Source organism: Flavobacterium tructae (assembly GCF_002217475.1).
GTDB classification, from domain to species: domain Bacteria; phylum Bacteroidota; class Bacteroidia; order Flavobacteriales; family Flavobacteriaceae; genus Flavobacterium; species Flavobacterium tructae.
Window position 1 is genome coordinate 72,811 of record NZ_MUHH01000015.1, and the last position, 14,542, is coordinate 87,352.

Below are 14,542 nucleotides of genomic sequence, written 5' to 3' on the forward strand. Positions count from 1 at the left end.
AAATTAAAAAGCAATCCTAAAAACTCTTTAAATTTTAAATGGAGAAAGAACAACTCATACAAATATTCATCTATTTTCATGCTCTGTTTGGCGGTATTGCACTACTTTCGGGATCTATTTCGTTAGCAACTAAAAAAGGAAAAAGCATCCATAAAAAATCCGGAAAACTCTTTTACTACACTATGCTTTTATCGGCTCTAACGGCTTTAATTATATCAAGCTTGCCTAAACATGAGAGTTCTTTTTTATTTTCAATTAGTCTGTTTAGCTCTTATTTCACTATAACAGGGTATCGGGCTTTGCAATTCAAAAACAAAAACATCAATTTAAAAACGGATAAAATTATCTCAGGAATAATGATCATCACGGGAATTTTAATGATTTTATACAATCCACTTATAAATCAAAAAATCAATATTGTCCTTACGGTGCTTGGTCTTGTCGGACTCCTTTTTTCAACCCGGGATTTTCTGCTATTCCAAAATAAAACTAATCTTCAAAAGGTCTGGCTGAAATTACATTTAGGAAAAATGATTGGCGGTTATATCTCCGCCACCACTGCTTTTATTGTAGTAAACCAGTTTATTCCCAACATTTATGGATGGTTTATTCCGGGAACAATTGGCGGATTCTATATTGTTTATTGGATCAGAAAGCTCAATAAAAAACAAAATCAGGCTAAAATAAATTTAGAATGAAAATAACTCCGGCCGAAAAAACAGATTATGGCATCTTAAGAACCTTATTCCTGCAAGAAAGGCGATCTACTTTTTATTGGCTTGATCCGTCAGTATTTCAACTCAAAGATTTTGACACCTTAACCAAAGGAGAAACAATTTTAGTAGCGCGAATTGGTGAAACTGTCGTTGGATTTATTTCGATCTGGATGAAAAGTCGTTTCATTCATCATTTGTATGTAGATCAAGACCATCAAAGCAAAGGTATTGGAAGCGCTTTATTAAAAGCTGCCATTCAGATAACCGATTTACCAATTACACTCAAATGCCTTGAAAACAATAGTAGAGCTGTTATTTTTTATCAGCAAAAAGGTTTCTCCATCAAAGAAAGAGGTTTATCAGAACACGGCCCCTATATTTTGTTTGAACTGACAGGGAGTATAAAATAAAACGTGAAAGAAAATATCAGCCGGGCATTTTTTGGACATCAAAAAAAATCCGCCCTTCAAAAAGATTTGAAGAGCGGAAATAAAGCTTTTAGTTTCTTAACGAACTAAGAAAAGAGCATTGCTGAACAGTAAAACTCCATTTTCCCAAAAACCTCTGAAAAGCGGGTTATCCATCATATAAATTACGGTTCCATCTCCTCTTTTGTCCACAGCAAAACTTACCGTTTCGTTCAGTTTTTTTCTAATATCATTACCTACAAATCCATAGCTTAAATAATCTTTTGGAATGTACGCCACATTGATGGCCTTTTTTAGCAATGAGAATGATCTTTCGTTACTTTTAAGACTGAAATACGTATTTCCTAACCCGAAAGCCATTGGATAGGTTTTGTCGAGTTTATTTTCGATGATGGCACCGGGAATCGAACCCGAAATTTCTCTTCGCTCAGAACCTTCAAAGTCCAGAAAACGTTTTTTAAGTTCGATCTCTTTCTCTTCTTTTTCTGATTTTTCTTTATCTTCTTTACTCGCAAACAAACTCAGAGCGTACCCGTCACGGTCCTGAAACAATGAAATTGCATTGGCCATGGCAATAACTTTCCCGCCATTTTTCACCCATTCATCGATTTGCTTTTTCTGATCTTCCGCCAGGTCATAGCTACCGTCTGAAAGAATCAAAGTATTATAGTTGTACAATTTAACTCTGTTTAAATTTGCTGTTTCTACAATACTCACCGGATAGGCAACGGTTTCGTCCAGATAAAACCATGTCGCTCCAAACTCGGTTGAAACTACTCCTTTTCCGGACAACATTAGTATTTTTGGCGCTTTAAGTAGCGTAAAATTCTCCCCTCCGATATCTTTAGAATTAGTCGAAAATCCTGTACTGATAAAACTAAAATCGGTTTTGACTTTGATAATATTACTGACTGTCTTTTCAAAATCTGTAATTTTTGGATTATCGGCTCTGCTGATAATTAATCCTCCCGGCTCGACCGTAACGGTTCCGAAAACTGCTTTTTTCATGGCCGAACGAACTTTAATTCCCGCCTGATGCAGCAAAGAAACAACCTGAGCCGACGTTCTGTTATTCCACGGAACATAAAAGGCGTAAACGGATTCCGGGATGTTTTTTTCTGCAGACTCGATTTTATTCTTTGTTTTAATCTGAACACTATTTTTAACCGCATAACCGTCAACACCATAAGCTAAAGGAAGTGCCCAGGCGGTAATGTCATACGATAAACTATCATTTAATTTCTGATTGGGTTCAAACAATACCTGTGTTAAAACTGATCTTGGCTGATCTGCTTTAATAATCAAATCATTAGGCTCAATTTTAAAACTCTCGTTCTTCTTAGTTTGATAATGAAATCCGGAGGCGCTTCCGGGCGCCTCTGCGTAACTAAATTCAACATCATTCTTTTGAAGCAGCTCCACCAGCTGTTCCAGTTTAGGATTATTTTTCAAAACATACGTATTGTAAACCCCTTTTGCTTTTTTACGGGCATTGATATGAAAATCTCTAAAACCTTTCAGCAATACTTCTTTCTGTGAAGCGGCACTTTCTACTACGGTCAAAACTGCTGCGGCATGCTGCGTCAAACGATCTTTTATGGTAACATTAGAGCCGTTTTCCATGGTTACTTCACGTCCTGCTCCTATTCCGCCTTTTTCAAGCGTAAGACCTACGGCGCCATTATAGGTTGGATAGGTATCTCCGTAACTCGGATAAAACAAATCAAATCGTTCTCTGGTATTGTACATCCAGTTTTCCTTGTCAAACTTCTGCGAGATATTTTTACCTAAAACCGTATAAAAATCCTTCTGATATTGTTCAATAAATTCATGCAGAGGTTCTGCCGCCGGTGGGAAAAAGTAAGGAGAATTGTAACTCATTTCATGCACATCGGTATGTACCTGTGGCATCCATTGGTTGTACAATTTAATGCGCTGCTGCGATTCAATTTGTGTCTGCCATGCCCAGTCGCGGTTCAAATCAAAAAGATAATGATTGTATCTTCCACCCGGCCAGACTTCCATATGCTCTCTGTCATACAAACCCGGATGTGTTTTTTTTCCGGAGATTTCTCTCAGCCAGTTTCCATATCGGGAATAACCATCGGGATTGATGCACGGATCCAGAATCACAATAGTATTTTTGAGCCATTGTTTTGTGGCTTCATTTGAGGGATTCAAAAGTTCATAGGCCACAGTTAAGGCGCTCTCGGTTCCGGCAAACTCATTTCCATGAACATTAAAACTCAGCCAGACAATAATTTTATTTTCAACTCCACTCGTTTTTTTATCTGATAGTCCAATGGCGGCTAAATTATTGTTTCTGATTTGTTCCAGATTTACCAAATTTTCGGGAGTCGAAATATAATAAACATTCAGATCCCGCTGTTCGTTAGTTGAGCCGTATTTTTGTTTTTTGATCGATTGCGATTGTTCCGTCAGGTATTTAAAATACTCTTCGACCTGATGGTAATAACTAATTTGTTTTCCGTAATTCGGAATAAACTCTGAAGGTGCTTTTAATTGTGCAAAGGCAGAAAAAGAAATGGTTAACAGCAGAACTGCTACAAAGAATATTTTCTTCATAAATAATTTGGTTTTAGATGGTTGGTTAAAAATAACAATTAACTTCATCTCTTTTAGAAAATTAGGAGGAAAAGTTATGAGTTGTGAGTTATGAAATGTAAAATGCAAGCCGAAAACTCAACAATCTAATTATCTAATTGCCTAATTGTCTGATTCGCCCCTCAATTTTGTCTCTTCACACCCCTAACACACTGATAATTAAAACCTAAATTTGTGTTGTAACTTTTAAACCTTTACCAAATGAGTGCAACAAATTTCACCACAGTTATAATCGTAGACGAGTCTCCACAGAAAGTTTTTGATGCCGTTACGAATGTACGCGGTTGGTGGTCAGAAGAAATCGAAGGCAATAGTGCGAAACTAAACGATGAATTTGACTATCATTACGAAGATATCCATCTTTGTAAAGTAAAAATCACAGAAGTAATTCCGAATCAGAAAATAGTCTGGTTAGTGGAAAAAAATTACTTCAAGTTTACAGAAGATAAAACGGAATGGACGGGAACTCATCCTACTTTTGAAATTTCGGAAAAAGACGGCAAAACAGAACTTCGTTTTACTCATGTGGGTTTGGTACCGGAATATGAATGTTTTGAAATTTGCAGAGGCGCCTGGACCAATTATATCGGAAATAGTTTGCTTAAACTAATTACAACCGGAAAAGGAGAACCAAACGCAACCGGAAAACCACAAACAGAAAACGAAAAAAAACTTTCTGAAAAAGAATAAAAAACAAACCCGAAAGCATCATTTAATTACAATACCAACTATAATTTTCATACATTCGTTTTACTAAAACGATGACTATGAACCCTATTTTAAGAAATACATTAGCAGTTATAACAGGTCTTTTTGTTGGAAGTATTGTCAATATGGCTATCATATTAATGAGCAGTTCTGTCATTCCGCCTCCCCATGGTGCTGATGTCACAACTATGGAAGGACTAAAAGCAACTATGCATTTGTTTGAACCCAAACATTTTCTTTTTCCCTTTCTGGCGCACGCAATAGGTACGTTTGCAGGTGCGGGAACAACTGTTTTAATTGCAATCAGTAATAAAACAAAACTAGGACTGGTTATTGGTGCTTTCTTTTTACTTGGGGGAATTGTAAATGTGTGCTCATTGCCTTCACCGGTTTGGTTTACGATCACAGACCTTTTCTTTGCCTATATACCAACTGCTTATCTGGCAATAAAATTATTTGCAAAAAAAGATTCTAAATCGTAAAACTCCGCTTTATAAAATAATGAAGAAAATTGGGCTTGTGGGCGGAATCAGCTGGGTTTCTACCATAGATTACTACAAATTTATTAACGAAGGAGTAAATAAAAAATTAGGCGGACTTCAATTTGCGGAATGCCTGATTTATTCACTAAACTTTGGTGATGTACAGGAAAAAACTTGGGCTCATTCCTATGAACTCTTATGGAATGCCTGCTTAAGTTTAAAAAACAGCGGTGTTGATGCTATCGTTTTGTGTGCAAACACGGCACATATGTTTGCCCGTGAAATCGAACATGAAATTGGACTGCCCCTAATTCATATCGGAACGGAGACCGCAAAAGTCATTCTAAAAGAAAAAATCACAACCGTTGGACTTATAGGCACTTCATTTTCGATGGAAATGGATTTTTACAAAGATCGTCTTAAAAGTTTTGGACTGAATGTCCTGATACCCGAAAAACAGGAAACGCGAGACTACATACAATATGTTTTAAAAGAAGAACTCGGAAGAGGAATTATCAATCCCGATTCGAGACAAAATTATATCCAAATTGCAAACGAACTTATTCAGCAAGGTGCCAAAGGTATCATTTTAGGATGTACCGAAATTCCGTTACTGTTAAATCAGTCTGATTTTTCTGTACCTGTTTTTGACACTACAAAAATACATTCTCAAGCTATCGTAGACTTTATACTATCTTAAAATTAAGCACTTAAGCCTGTTTAGTGCAATTAATTTCATAACTTAGTTAGCTCATTAAATTTAAATACCATGACTAAGAAGGAAATCGCCCGCGACTTTTTAAAACTCGCCGCAAACGGACATTCGCACGAAGCTTTTCGTCTTCATGCCGGCGAAAATTTCAAACATCACAATGCTTATTTTAAAGGAGATGCCGAAACGCTGATGTTGGCTATGGAAGAATCAACCCGAAAAAATCCCAATAAAACTTTAACTATTCATCATATTCTGGAAGATAAAGATCTGGTCGCCGTACATTCACACCTGAAACAGACTCCTGCTGACATTGGTTTTGCTGTCGTACATATCCTTCGTTTTGAATTGGATAAAATTGTAGAATTTTGGGATTTAGGGCAATCCATTCCTACCGAAATGATAAATGAAAATGGGATGTTCTAAAAAACTTTATTCTTCCGAATTCAGATTCAAAAATCTAAAGATCAAAAGTAATGTCTTAAATCTGTAAAAAATGGCACAAAATAAAACTATAGAAACAGAAAACAGTGTTGCCGATTTTATCAACGCTGTCGAAGATACAACCAAAAAAAATGATGCATTCGAACTGGTCAGGCTGATGCAGGAACAAACGGGTTTTGAAGCCAAAATGTGGGGACCAAGTATCATAGGTTTTGGTAGTTATCATTATAAATATGCCAGCGGCCGTGAAGGCGATGCCCCATTGGTGGCGTTTTCACCAAGAAAAGCCGCAATTTCACTTTATATGTACGCATCACCTGAAAAAAGAGAGGAGCTACTCTCCGAATTTGGAAAATACAAAGCCGAAAAAGGTTGTATTTATGTCAAGAAATTAAGCGATATTGACCTCGAAATTCTTAAAAAAATGATTTCCGTGTCAGTTGAGCACTTACAAGAACTATATCCCCCTCAATAAAAATGATTACACCTTTTCTAATTATAATTCTGATTTTAGGCATTACACTTTACTTCTTTCTACAGCATCCAAAGTTTGGTAAAGCACCTTCAGGAGAAAGATTGACATTGATTCAAAAATCACCTCAATTTAAAAATGGCAAATTCGAAAATCAAAACCATACACCGGAATTGGCTGAAGGTTATGGCTATCCACAAGTATTGTATGATTTTCTCCTTAAAAAAGTAGACAGAAAGACTCCATCTGACGTAATCCCATCCATCAAAACCAATTTACTGGAACTTTCTCCCGAAAAAGAGGTGCTGATCTGGTTTGGACATTCTTCGTATTTCATCCAGCTTGAAGGGAAACGCTTTTTGATTGACCCCGTTTTCAGCGGTAATGCCTCCCCCATTCCCGGTACCACAAAAGCATTCAAAGGAACGGATATTTACACAGTTGATGACCTTCCGGAAATTGATTATTTACTGATCACGCACGATCACTATGACCATCTCGATTATGAAACCATTTTACAATTGAAACCTAAAACCAAACATGTAATCTGTTCTCTTGGGGTAGGCTCTCACTTTGAATTTTGGGGATTTCCAACTGAAAATATCATTGAAAAGGACTGGTTTGAAAAAATAGAACTTGATCAGAATTTAACGCTTTACACTACTCCTTCAAGGCATTTTTCGGGTAGAAGTTTTAAACGATGCAACACGCTTTGGACGTCGTTTGTAGTAGAAACTAACGATTTTAAAATGTATTTGGGCGGCGATAGTGGTTATGACACCCATTTTAAAGAGATTGGTACTCAATTTGGCCCTTTTGATATTGCTCTTATCGACAACGGCCAATACAATCCCGCTTGGAAATACATTCATAATTTACCCGAAGATGTTATCAAAGCCATGAAAGATCTGAATGCCAAAAGAGTATTTCCGGTGCATTCTTCTAAGTTTTCATTGGCACCTCATTCCTGGGACGAACCTTTGAATAAAGTCACTGAATTAAATAATTTATCGGAAAACCCAGTTCCGTTGATTACTCCGATGATTGGAGAATTAGTGGAACTAAAAAATGAAAAACAGCAATTCCAACAGTGGTGGAAAGGCATAAAATAACCCGCATTCTTCAATTAATAAAATAAAAATGATTCCTTCAGCTTATACTCTGCGCAATGCCCTCCCTTCCGAATTTGAAGAAATTGGAAAATTACTCATTAGTGTTTATTCACAATTAGAAGGTTTTCCTAAAGAAAATGAGCAGCCCAACTATTATAAAATGCTGGCCAATATTGGCGATTTTACCCATCAGCCGCAAACCGACCTTTTAGTCGCTGCTGACGAAAACAATACAATTCTTGGTGCTGTAATCTATTTTAACGACATGAAAAACTACGGTTCGGGCGGAATTGCTACTCAGGAACAAAACTCAGCCGGATTTCGATTACTGGGAGTTGCGCCAACTGCCCGCGGAAAAGGGATTGGTAAGCTTCTAACGCAGGAATGCATCCAAAAAGCGGCTGAAAACAAACGTACTCAATTGATCATTCATTCGACTTTAGCCATGAAAACGGCCTGGGAAATGTATGAAAAATTGGGTTTCAAAAGATCCGAAGACTTAGACTTTATGCAAGGTGAACTCGCAGTATTTGGCTTTCGTTTACCACTTAATTCCTAAAACTAACGTGTTACTTAAAAAGTTCAAAAAATGAATACCTCTCTTTTAAATCTGCAGCCTGAAATTCTGGAAAATGATCTGGTTCAATTACTGCCGCTTCAGGAAAATGATTTTGAAAAATTATACAAAGTGGCTTCAGATCCTTTGATTTGGGAACAGCACCCGAATAAAAACCGTTATGAAAAAGAAGTTTTTCAAAATTTCTTTGAAGGTGCTATGGAAAGCAAAGGCGCTTTTCTGATCATCGATAAATCAACCGGAGAAATTGCCGGAAGCACCCGATTTTATGAATACGACCCTGAAAACAAAACTGTTTTTATTGGATATACCTTCTATGGAAGAAAATTTTGGGGCACCGGATTTAATACTCAGGTAAAAAAAATGATGCTGGATTATGCTTTTAGAGCAGTTGACAAAGTCCAGTTTCATATTGGAGCGGAAAATTACCGTTCGCAAAAAGCCATAGAAAAACTGGGTGCTGTTAAAGTAGAAGAAATAAACGTTGCCTACTACAATGAACCATCCCGTCATAATTTTGTATACGAATTAAAAAAATAATGAAAAGAATAACTGTTTTCTGTGGTTCCAGTTTTGGAACCGACAAAATTTACCAAGAACAGGCGGCACTGCTTGGAAAAACTTTAGCCCAACAAAATATAGAGTTGGTTTATGGCGGAGCAAATGTAGGCCTGATGGGCGCTGTCGCCGATGGTGTTTTGAACGAAGGCGGAAAAGCTATTGGTGTACTGCCAAACTTTTTAAGATCAAAAGAAATTGCCCATTTGGGTTTGACCGAGTTAATTGTCGTGGAAAGCATGCACGAAAGAAAGACCAAAATGAATGATTTATGCGATGGTGTTATTGCGTTACCGGGCGGTTTTGGAACTTTGGAAGAACTTTTTGAAATGCTGACCTGGGGACAATTAGGTCTGCATAAAAAACCTATAGGGATTCTGAACATCAATGGCTTTTATGATTCTCTGATTGAACTAACCAAAGTTATGGTAGAGAAAGGTTTATTAAAACCCGTCAATCAGGAAATGCTTCTGGTGAGTGATACTATTGAGGATTTATTACATCAAATGAGAAATTACGTTCCGCCAGCCACCGGAAAATGGATTGATACAACACAATCCTAGTATCGGAAAAATAGTTGCAGAGAAATTCTTTTCAGACAAATCATAGTGCTTCCGGAACAAGTATCGGCCAATCAATAGTTCTAATTTTACAGTATTAACAAAAAACTAAAATCATGGATACTTTTATTGTGGATACTAAAACAATTACATTATTGCTGGCTACCTTATTTACAGGGCTTTTAGCCGGAATATTTTTAACCTGGGACAACGCTGTAACTCCGGGAATTGGAAAACTGGATGACATCAATTATCTCAGAGCTTTTCAAAACATGAATCGCACCATACAGAATCCAGTGTTCTTTCTCGTCTTTTTTGGTTCTTTCCTGTTTTCTTTTGCAGCGGCTTATTTTAATAAATCAAATACGATTGTTTTAAGTCTGACGGTCGGTGCTGCGATTATCTATTTCACAGGTGTTATACTGGTTACTATTTTAGGAAATATTCCGCTTAACGAAATGCTTGATAAAACAGATCTGGTTCATACCTCAATTCAGGAGGCTGCCCTTTTACGAAGTAAATTTGAAGCAAAATGGAACAATCTCCACCTTTTCCGAATCGTGGCTTCTATAATTTCTTTTTTACTTTTGATCATTAGCTGTTTACTAAAAACTAAACCATAAATTTTATAAATTAGAAGTCGGGGAAAAATGAAACTGAAAGTTCTAAATTTCAGCTTTCACAAAATTCATTTTACATTTTACAATCAAAAAACATGAAAACAGAAAACAACCACTTCGCAAAAGCCGAAATGCTGATCAGAAAACCTGTCTCAGAAGTTTTTCAGGCGTTTACAGATCCGGAAATCACCAGTAAATTTTGGTTTACAAAAAGTTCAGGAAAACTAATCGCCGGAACAACAACCGAATGGACCTGGGAAATGTATGGATTCTCGTTAACGGTGACTACTCATAATTTAGAGGAAAATAAAAAAATCGTAATCGAATGGGGAAATCCTAATGAAACCACCATAGTCGAATGGATCTTTAGTCCGTTAAACGAAAATGAAACCTTTGTGAGCATCACCAATTCAGGTTTAAAAGGAGATCCCGACAAAATAATCGATCAGGTTCGAAATTCTACCGAAGGTTTTACTTTGGTACTGGCCGGAGCAAAAGCTTATTTAGAACACAACATTCAACTCAATTTAGTTTTGGATCGATTCCCTAAAGGATTGGAATAAACAACCAAGAACCTGAAACCTGAAACTTTAAACAATTTAAGACCATCGCATGGAAACAAAGAAACCGAAAAACATTGATGAATATATTGGCAGTTTTCCAAATGATGTTCAGGAAATCTTAGAGAGGATTCGAATGACCGTTCAGAATGCAGCTCCTGATGCCAAAGAAAAAATCAGTTATTCTATGCCGGCTTTTGAGCAAAACGGAATCGTAGTTTATTTTGCGGCTTTCAAAAATCATATTGGACTTTATGCTTTGCCCAGTGGGCATGATGCTTTTAAAGAAGAGCTGTCAAAATATAAATCAGGAAAAGGCTCTGTACAATTTCCTTTAAATCAGCCTATGCCCTATGATTTAATTACCGAAATTGTAAAATTCAGAGTAAAAGAAAATCTGGAAAAAGCAAAAACGAAATAATTCCGTCAAACGGCCGCCGGCTAATTTTACTTATTATAACTATCCGTGACTAATACTATGATCTTAAAGTTAGCCACAGATTAGATAGATTTCCACAAATTTCTTTAGTAATTGTGCATAAAATCAGTGCGAATCTGTAAAATCAGTGGCAAAAAATATTCTAGATAAACATTAAAGGCAGTCATATTACTTATTAAACTTCCCAAAATGCCACAAAACACCCGAAGGATCGTGTAAAAAACATTCACTTCCCCAATCCTGATGAACGATAGGTGTTAATTTTACTCCGTATTTTTCCGTTAAGTTAAGTGCTAAAAGCTGCTTGTAATAGTAATCGACATCTTCTACTTCTAAAAAAATCATGGTGTTTTCATTCCAGCTTTTATCGTAATAATCCTGAAGATAAAAGGACAAATCTCCCGCTTCAAAAACAGAAAATTTTGGATCTAAAACTCCTTCTTCAAAACCTAAATCCTGATAGAAACTTCTGGAAATCTCAAAATCTTTGGCTCCTATAAAAGGTCGGATCGATATTGCTTTGTGCTTCATAATTGCTCGTTTTAGAAGTTAAAAAAACAGTTTTCTATTTATCAAAACCCAATTGTTTTCGCAAATCTAAATTCAGTCCGTATTGTTCCTGGACCGAAATTATTTTTCGTGAATTTTTATTAATATCGTTTCCTTCCGCCGTCCACAAAAACGGATAAAAGTTAAAGACTTCATCGCCTTTCAATTTTGATACTTCGGCTCTCCATCCATTCCATCTGTTGCCTTGATAGAACTTATCCAGATCATTATCAAAACAGAATCCTAAAAATTCAGAATACGTAATATCCAGCTGTTCGTACTCCAGATTATCAGGAGAGAAATAATACATTTTTCCAACATCACTTCCCAATCCTCCTCCGTTTAAAAGATAGAAACCTCCAATAGCATCGTCGGCAACTAATAAAAAAGGCGCTGTTTCGCCAAAATCATTAAACGATTTCCCTTTGTTCCAATCCGGAAGCGTACGATTGAATTTTGCATTTCCTGAACCCAGAATTCTAATCCAGCCATCGTCGATCAAAAGACCTCCTGTATGGTACACAATAGCTCCCATTGGCGAGCGGGTGGTAACCTGAATTTTGTACAAAACCTCTTTTGCTTTTAAGGCGTCAACCGGTAAAATTTCTACTTTATTTTTTGCTGTCTTAATCCATTCTTCGACCTGAATCCATCCTGGGTCGACTTTGTCTATAAGTTCTTCGGCTTTTTTCATTTTATTTTGCGCGGTTGCTGTAAGAGTTAAAAAGGTCAATACAATTAAAGGAAATTTTAGTACCATCTTAGAAAATTACAAATTATTTATTCTAGCCTTTTTTCAAAATATTACCCAAACCTCGACCAATTTGTTCTATTGCTTCCAGACCTTTTGTCAATGGTGTTGCAGTGAAATCATCGTAGGCATCCATTGCAGTCTCTTTACGGTCTTCTTGTCCATAAACCAAAATCAGATTGTTATCACTAAATGATTTTTCAAATTTCTGCGGCAATCTGTCAAAAATCGATTGGTACGAAACGGATCCTTTTCTGGAGAAGTTAAAAACAATCAGATCTGTAGCTTTAATTTCATCAGATATCGATTCAAAATCATCCCAGTTCAAAATACTTTTAAAAGCTAGTTTGGCATTTAATTTCAATTTAGTTGCAATCTGCACAATTGCCTCATGTGTTTTGTATTCAGCATAAACGACGATCGGAATACTTAATTCCTGAGATAATCGAGAGATCTTTTGCAATAGCAGGTGAAATCCGACACCTCTTTCAGAAAAAGGAGGACAGATAAAAACCAGTCTTTTTTCCTCAATAAATGTTTTTTGAAACCTGCAGATGAACAAACATTTGTCTACATTATTGATGATCGAATCTACATTTTCACCGAAAATTTTATCCAAAAAACCGGTTTTTCTAGGCCATCCCACGATCACAATATCCGACATGATCTCTTTGGACGTTCTCGCAATTCCACTTGCCGGATTATGGTCGATTCTGGCAATCGTATTGATTTTTACTTCTGAAGCAGACCCCTGAATAACAAATTTATCAACAGCTTTTCGGTATTTTAAAATATTAATTTCCGCCTGATCGTTATTCGGTACAATCGTTAATAGCGTCACCGGATTAGATGATTTTTTATCTTTTATCAAAAGTGCGAAATCCAGCAAACTTTCCGTAGCCGACGTTTTGGCTAACGGAATCAGGATATGTTCGTCCAGAATCTGATCGCCATTGGCATCTTCATTTGAAACTTCTTCTTCGCAAATCGCAATCTTTTTAGCTGCTTTTTCTGTCGCGAAAGAAGCCACAATACAAGTAATCAGAATTAAAATAATGGTTCCGTTCAGGATATTTTCGTCTAAAATTTTTGCTTTAAATCCAACCAAAATAACGGCTAAAGTCGCAGCAGCATGTGCACTGCTCAATCCAAAAATAAGCTGTCTTTCGGTTTTGGTATATCTAAATACAATCTGCGTAAAAAAGGCCGCGATCCATTTTCCAAAAATAGCCACCACACTCAAAGTTCCTGCTACAATTAAAGCGGTTGGTCCACTCAGGATCACGCTGATGTCTACCAGCATTCCCACCGAAATCAGGAAAAAAGGAATGAATAGTGAATTCCCGATAAACTCAATTCTGTTCATCAAAGCCGATGAATGCGGAATTAAAGGGTTTAATGCTAAACCGGCAACGAATGCTCCAATAATAGGCTCTACTCCCGCTACCTCTGCTAAAAATGCAGCAAAAAATACCACTGAAAGTACAAATATATAGTGGGCGTGTTTCTCGCTTTCCAATTTTTTAAAGAACCACTTCGCTATCCTTGGAATAACCAAAAACATGATGGCCGAAAAAATGGCCAGTGAAACCGTCAATTTAATCCAGAAAGCCTGATTCAAACTTCCCTGACTGCTTCCCATAATCACCGCCAAAATAATCAAAACGGCAGTATCTGTTAAAATAGTTCCTCCAACTGTAATAGCCACTGCCTGATTTTTTGCGATTCCGAGTTTACTCACAATCGGGTACGCGACCAATGTGTGGGTGGCAAACATACTGGCTGTTAAAAAACTAGCATTAAAATCATATTTCAGCAGATAAAAACAAACCGGAAAACCAATCGTTAACGGAAAAATAAAGGTAAAAAAACCGAACAATAAACTCTTGTTTCTATTGGCTTTAAACTCATTCATATCCAATTCCAGACCCGCAATAAACATGATATACAAAAGTCCGATTGTCGAAAACAAATCAACAGCAGAGTTCTTGGCCAGAATATTCAATCCGTGAGGTCCAATAATGACTCCTGAAATTATAAGCCCGATAATTCCCGGGATATTAATTTTTTTTAGTAAAATCGGTGACAAGAGGATGATGAAAAGGATCAAAGAAAAAATCAATACCGGATTACTGAGTGGTAATTCGAATTCTTGTAAAAAATGCCTGAAAAATTCTATCATAATGTAATTTTATCTTCTTAACAATATTTTAGTTTTCCGCAGAAAAA

General features: G+C 36.6%; 18 protein-coding genes. 14 read left to right on the forward strand and 4 right to left on the reverse strand.

All coding sequences use genetic code 11. The features are described from left to right. The first annotated feature begins 38 nt into the window (after positions 1–38). Positions 39–698, forward strand: coding sequence for a DUF2306 domain-containing protein (locus B0A80_RS04225; protein WP_089076531.1), 660 nt, complete (start codon positions 39–41; stop codon positions 696–698). Then, positions 695–1,126 carry a GNAT family N-acetyltransferase gene (locus B0A80_RS04230; protein WP_089076532.1) on the forward strand — a complete coding sequence of 144 codons (432 nt, stop codon included), beginning with the start codon at positions 695–697 and terminating at the stop codon, positions 1,124–1,126. The genes B0A80_RS04225 and B0A80_RS04230 overlap by 4 nt, the downstream gene beginning before the upstream one ends. Positions 1,127–1,222: 96 nt before the next feature. On the opposite strand, the gene B0A80_RS04235 is transcribed toward B0A80_RS04230, so the two are convergent. Then, positions 1,223–3,730 carry a M14 family zinc carboxypeptidase gene (locus tag B0A80_RS04235; RefSeq protein ID WP_233430707.1) on the reverse strand — a complete coding sequence of 836 codons (2,508 nt, stop codon included), beginning with the start codon at positions 3,728–3,730 and terminating at the stop codon, positions 1,223–1,225. Between the two features lie 240 nt (positions 3,731–3,970). Here B0A80_RS04235 and B0A80_RS04240 point away from each other — a divergent pair, with 240 nt between their 5' ends. The 12 genes from B0A80_RS04240 (at position 3,971) to B0A80_RS04295 (ending at position 10,995) form a co-directional block, all read left to right on the forward strand. After that, positions 3,971–4,459, forward strand: coding sequence for an SRPBCC family protein (locus B0A80_RS04240; RefSeq protein ID WP_089076534.1), 489 nt, complete (start codon positions 3,971–3,973; stop codon positions 4,457–4,459). 77 nt (positions 4,460–4,536) lie between these two features. After that, positions 4,537–4,959 carry a hypothetical protein gene (locus B0A80_RS04245; protein ID WP_070907220.1) on the forward strand — a complete coding sequence of 141 codons (423 nt, stop codon included), beginning with the start codon at positions 4,537–4,539 and terminating at the stop codon, positions 4,957–4,959. Positions 4,960–4,978: 19 nt separating this feature from the next. Further along, a complete protein-coding gene (locus B0A80_RS04250; protein WP_089076535.1) occupies positions 4,979–5,659 on the forward strand; it encodes an aspartate/glutamate racemase family protein in 681 nt (226 codons plus the stop codon). Positions 5,660–5,728: 69 nt separating this feature from the next. After that, complete coding sequence (locus B0A80_RS04255; RefSeq protein WP_017496044.1) at positions 5,729–6,097, forward strand: nuclear transport factor 2 family protein; 369 nt, start codon at positions 5,729–5,731, stop codon at positions 6,095–6,097. 70 nt (positions 6,098–6,167) lie between these two features. Further along, the gene (locus tag B0A80_RS04260; RefSeq protein WP_089076536.1) at positions 6,168–6,590 is read left to right on the forward strand and encodes a DUF1801 domain-containing protein; all 423 of its coding nucleotides are present in this window, start codon (positions 6,168–6,170) and stop codon (positions 6,588–6,590) included. A 2-nt stretch (positions 6,591–6,592) separates the two neighbouring features. Further along, entirely contained in the window at positions 6,593–7,699 is a 1,107-nt protein-coding gene (locus B0A80_RS04265; RefSeq protein ID WP_089076537.1) for an MBL fold metallo-hydrolase, read from the forward strand. Between the two features lie 28 nt (positions 7,700–7,727). Next, a complete protein-coding gene (locus tag B0A80_RS04270) occupies positions 7,728–8,258 on the forward strand; it encodes a GNAT family N-acetyltransferase (protein WP_089076538.1) in 531 nt (176 codons plus the stop codon). A gap of 30 nt (positions 8,259–8,288) precedes the next feature. Continuing rightward, positions 8,289–8,816, forward strand: coding sequence for a GNAT family N-acetyltransferase (locus B0A80_RS04275; protein ID WP_089076539.1), 528 nt, complete (start codon positions 8,289–8,291; stop codon positions 8,814–8,816). Further along, entirely contained in the window at positions 8,816–9,397 is a 582-nt protein-coding gene (locus B0A80_RS04280; RefSeq protein WP_089076540.1) for an LOG family protein, read from the forward strand. Before B0A80_RS04275 ends, B0A80_RS04280 begins: the two co-directional genes overlap by 1 nt. A 113-nt stretch (positions 9,398–9,510) precedes the next feature. After that, positions 9,511–10,017 carry an anthrone oxygenase family protein gene (locus B0A80_RS04285; RefSeq protein ID WP_089076541.1) on the forward strand — a complete coding sequence of 169 codons (507 nt, stop codon included), beginning with the start codon at positions 9,511–9,513 and terminating at the stop codon, positions 10,015–10,017. 92 nt (positions 10,018–10,109) lie between these two features. Continuing rightward, a complete protein-coding gene (locus tag B0A80_RS04290) occupies positions 10,110–10,577 on the forward strand; it encodes an SRPBCC family protein (protein ID WP_089076542.1) in 468 nt (155 codons plus the stop codon). A 49-nt stretch (positions 10,578–10,626) separates the two neighbouring features. Beyond that, positions 10,627–10,995 (forward strand): iron chaperone, encoded by a 369-nt coding sequence (locus B0A80_RS04295; RefSeq protein ID WP_089076543.1) that lies wholly within the window; start codon positions 10,627–10,629, stop codon positions 10,993–10,995. Positions 10,996–11,181: 186 nt separating this feature from the next. Here the strand turns inward: B0A80_RS04295 and B0A80_RS04300 are convergent, their stop codons facing one another. The 3 genes from B0A80_RS04300 to B0A80_RS04310 are packed head-to-tail and all read right to left on the reverse strand — an operon-like array spanning position 11,182 to position 14,495. Then, on the reverse strand, positions 11,182–11,544 hold the full coding sequence (locus B0A80_RS04300) for a VOC family protein (protein WP_017496053.1): 363 nt from the start codon (positions 11,542–11,544) through the stop codon (positions 11,182–11,184). A gap of 34 nt (positions 11,545–11,578) precedes the next feature. Continuing rightward, positions 11,579–12,322 carry a DUF2625 domain-containing protein gene (locus B0A80_RS04305; protein ID WP_208861478.1) on the reverse strand — a complete coding sequence of 248 codons (744 nt, stop codon included), beginning with the start codon at positions 12,320–12,322 and terminating at the stop codon, positions 11,579–11,581. Positions 12,323–12,347: 25 nt separating this feature from the next. Next, on the reverse strand, positions 12,348–14,495 hold the full coding sequence (locus B0A80_RS04310; RefSeq protein WP_017496055.1) for a cation:proton antiporter: 2,148 nt from the start codon (positions 14,493–14,495) through the stop codon (positions 12,348–12,350). Positions 14,496–14,542: the final 47 nt, after the last annotated feature.